Raw genomic sequence first — 3,907 nt, forward strand, 5'->3', positions numbered from 1 at the left:
AAGCGCATTCTCGATGCTGCTGAGCCTGTCGTTGTTTTCACCGTCCCACGTAAGCTGCGCGTTGAGATCGATGATGGCGCCGCGTCGCGAAGAGGCGTAGCTGACAGTGTCGATCCCGCCGTTGCCGTCGATCTGATCGGCGCCGCCGGCGCCCCCGTCGAGCACATTGTTGCCGTTGCTGCCGTTCAGCGTGTCGTTGAAGGATGACCCAAGCGCATTCTCGATGCTGCTGAGCCTGTCGTTGTTTTCACCGTCCCACGTAAGCTGCGCGTTGAGATCGATGATGGTGCCACGCTGTGACGAGGCGTAGCTGACGGTATCCCTTCCACCCTTCCCATTAATAGTATCTGTGCCGCCGCTTCCTCCATCAATCGTGTCCTCGTCGTCCGTTCCATCAAGAATGTCATCGTAAACTGTTCCATTTATTACTGACATTATCCTACCCTTATAAGAATTTTACTGGCTCGTTATATTTAATGAAAGATTCAGCGGCAGATACAACCATAACATTCAAGCTACGTTGCCGACAATATGTGTTCGTTGATTTCGACAGTCGTATATACCGACCTAGCGTTGATGATCTGCCATCAACACAACCTAGCGCTCTTACGGCGTGGATTATTCGATCGCTTTCCCGGCAAACCGGAATATCGGACAGTGTCACCCAAACGTCCGTTTGTGGATCAGTGACGGGCACCGGCGCCGGTTGGCCCGGGCCGTGATCAGTAAGCCGTCACGAATTCTGCGATCCGCATACCCGCGCGTTCCGAGTTTCGGGACGTTCGATGCCGCAGCATTCTCGACGGCGGCGCAGCGTCAGGTCTGGAAGACTCAAATTCGGTTGTAAGAATCGATAATTTCCATTCTCGAAAGCTTCGGAAGGCCGCTTGATGGCGCCGATCAGGGCTGTTGGCACTTGAAATGCGAAAGCCGGGATCACAGATCTCGGGTTCGGACCGTAGCTCAGTGGATAGAGCGTTCGCCTACTAAGCGAAGGGTCGAGGGTTCGAATCCCTCCGGTTATTCGAAGGGCGCTCCCTGAAAGGGTCGAGCGCCCTTCGCACGTCTGAGGAATAGAATACGCTCGGTCTCGGCCTCGGCTCGCTCGACAGCTTCCAGGATGGCAATGGCGCTGGCACCCTCGATCTGCCTGACGCGGAAAAGCGACCGCGCCAGTATGTCGATCAGATGCCAGTTCGCGGCGATCAGGGCCCGCGCCTCGGCTTGCGCCCACATCAGCAGGGCTCGCTCGGACTCGCGCGAGCGGGCCATCGCGGCGGCAAACATGCGAGCATCGCTGAAGTCCTGGCCGGCGCAGCTCAAGACATTGGACCGCGGGTCGTGCTTCCTTTGAGAGGCCGGGCCGGCGAGGGTGGTGACGAGATACCGGTGTCCCCAGCCGCTCAAGGCGGAGCGATCCCCGCCCTTCGGCAGGGTAAAGACCCCCCCGTGCGGACGGCCCGTACGGGGGTCGACACCGGGAATGATCGTGATGCCCGCTATGCCGTCACCCTGACGCCATGAAGCGACCGCGTGCCCTGCCTCGTGGTAGGCGGCAGCCAGGATGACAGAAGCGGGCCGGTCCATCGACATACGTCATTGCCTGAACAGAAGAATGATATTATGAAGTAAAATAGACAATACCCTAGAATATTATATCTAAGGTATTCCTTCTGATTGCCTCAGGCGGTGAGGTGATTATGAAAACTTACCTGCCAGCCCGGTGCAAATTCATCCATGTCTTCCAGTCGCGTACCGCTCCATATCGAGGGCGCGGTCGCATGCGTGCTCGTGGGTTGCGGCAGACCACGCGACTGCACGTCGACGATAAGCGGGGTGCCATCGTTGCGGGTGGCGATCCGCGAATTCATCGCGATGATCTGGCGATCCGTGGGACCGATATCCTTGAGTAGGTTGACCAGCTCACGCGCGAGTCTCGGATAATCGGTCTTGATGCGCTCGGCGATACGGGCTGCTCGCGCATCGAGTTCGTTCCGCTCCGCCCGAAACGCTGCCGCCTCCTCCGCGATACGCGTTTCCGTCAACCGGGCTTCGAGCGAGGAGACCAGTGCCGCCGCCCTATCGCGCCCGAGGATCGCATCCTCGCGGCTCGAACGGAGCTTCTGCAGTTCGGCATCCCCCGCATCGAGCAGACCAGCGGTATAGGACCGCTCCGCCCGTAGTTTCCGAGCTTCCGCTTCGTCCAAAGCCAGACGGGCATCCGAGAGTGCGAGATCCAACTCGGCGGCCTTCGCAGACGGCCGCTTGAAGATCGCAACGAGGTCAGACAAGTTTTTGGACATCAGTTCTTTCCAAGTAAGTCCGTGAATTGGACGCTTCGTTTGAAAGAGAGGGGGTCTAAAGACCCACAAGACGCGAACGCATACGCATTCGCAGACGGCATGCTTCGGCGAGGCTCAAGCCCCCATCCGGGGGTGCGATCACGACGGGAAAGGTGCGGCAGCCCCGTGAACGGGTCTGTGCACCGGCATCTGCCGGCACGGTCACGAAGGACAGTTCGTAGGGTGTCCACCGTTCAACGATGCGCTGCTCGACGTCGCCGGCCTTGCGCGGGTCGACGATCCGCACGCGGTTGATCGCGTAGCCGACCGAGATGTTGCGGACGATCTTCTGTCGCGCTTTCTCGAACAGGCGATCGGAGGCCGCGTCCGTACCCACTTCGGGAAACCGCAGGCGCGCGTACCCCTTGCCGCCCACGATCCACGCGTCGTCGACCACAGCTCGCTGAGCGTCGACGGTCCCCGTCTGGTGGCTGTCCAAGACGGGGGCACCCGACTTGAGTCGGCTCAAGTCGATCGCAGCGTCGGAGACCAGCAGCACCTCGTCGAAGGCGCTCCCGGCCGCGCACCCGTCGAACGCACGGCGCCGCACGGCCGCGCCGGTAGTAAAGATCACCTCAATGGTTCGATTGGCCGTGCCGACAGATTTTAGCGGGGCGAGGCGGGTTTGAAGGGGAAGGGCAGCGGGTATTGAGAGCGCGCGGGACATTCGATGATCCACCGCGACCGAACCGTGATCGCCCGATTACCATCGCAACGAAGCTGCGCGGCCTGAATGGAAACGAGTGAGGTTTCTGCACCCTCGGTTTCCACACGACCCGCCCACCGGGTCGGGCGGCCCTTTCCGGCTGTTCCCAGGACACGGGTTTGGGAACAGCCATCCGGCGGCGATTGGGAACACGCCGGGGACGGTGTTTCCCTGACCGATCAGTGTCTTACGAGCGATTCCGTCCGGTCTGTTCCCGTGTTCCCACGTTCCCAGCGCAAAATCTGTCCCGACGCATACGAGGAGCGTGCGGCGATCCTCGAATACGAGGGTGGCCTGCCGCGTACCGAGGCCGAACGGATGGCTCTCTCTCTCTTACTCTTGGATCAGATGGATAGTCCAAACACGCAGGTCGGGAACCTCGACCGCGAGCTGATGGCCCTCGACGCGCGCCGGCGCTGACGCGCGGGCGCGGCGGCGTCTGACACCTCCCCCCTCTGCCATGCCAGGGTCCCTGGACGTCACTTCTCCTTATACGGGCGGTATGCCCCAGGGTCGTCTCAGTGAGGCTGTCTGAAAACTGAGGTGACAGTGGTGACAGGCCTATCGATGCGCGGTGACAGGTCGGCTTCGGGTGGGTGTTCGGGGGACGCCCTCTGTGTTCGGCGTGTTCGGTCAGATTGAGATCCGCCTCACTGAGACGACCCTGGGGCCTACCGCCCGTATAAGGGGAAGTGACGTCCAGGGACCCTGGCATGCCAGAGGCGGAGGGGGCGGGACGCCGCCGCGCCCGCGTGTCAGCGCCGGCGCGCGTCGAGGGCCATCAGCGGTAGCGTCCGCGGACGAGGTGTAAATTCGAGGACCGCTTTGGCGGGGATTGGGGTGGCCATCGGGCCATGCG

The 3,907-nt window shown here is 61.2% G+C and carries 3 protein-coding genes, 1 tRNA gene and 1 pseudogene; 1 reads left to right on the forward strand and 4 read right to left on the reverse strand.

Annotated features, from left to right (window positions below):
* Window positions 1-435: pseudogene (locus K2X24_RS09065) on the reverse strand (protease); the annotation flags it as partial.
* A 517-nt stretch (window positions 436-952) separates the two neighbouring features.
* Here K2X24_RS09065 and K2X24_RS09070 point away from each other — a divergent pair.
* Window positions 953-1,024 (forward strand) — tRNA-Ser (locus K2X24_RS09070).
* Here K2X24_RS09070 and K2X24_RS09075 read toward each other — a convergent pair.
* The 3 genes from K2X24_RS09075 to K2X24_RS09085 all read right to left on the reverse strand — a co-directional run bounded on the left by K2X24_RS09075 (window position 1,021) and on the right by K2X24_RS09085 (window position 3,009).
* Window positions 1,021-1,587, reverse strand: a complete 567-nt coding sequence (locus K2X24_RS09075) for a hypothetical protein (protein ID WP_292496977.1) — start codon at window positions 1,585-1,587, stop codon at window positions 1,021-1,023. The genes K2X24_RS09070 and K2X24_RS09075 overlap by 4 nt on opposite strands.
* A 95-nt stretch (window positions 1,588-1,682) precedes the next feature.
* Window positions 1,683-2,303, reverse strand: coding sequence for a hypothetical protein (locus K2X24_RS09080; protein WP_292496978.1), 621 nt, complete (start codon window positions 2,301-2,303; stop codon window positions 1,683-1,685).
* Between the two features lie 55 nt (window positions 2,304-2,358).
* Window positions 2,359-3,009, reverse strand: coding sequence for a hypothetical protein (locus K2X24_RS09085; protein WP_292496980.1), 651 nt, complete (start codon window positions 3,007-3,009; stop codon window positions 2,359-2,361).
* Window positions 3,010-3,907 lie beyond the last annotated feature (898 nt).

The organism is Methylobacterium sp. (assembly GCF_019750675.1).
GTDB lineage: Bacteria > Pseudomonadota > Alphaproteobacteria > Rhizobiales > Beijerinckiaceae > Methylobacterium.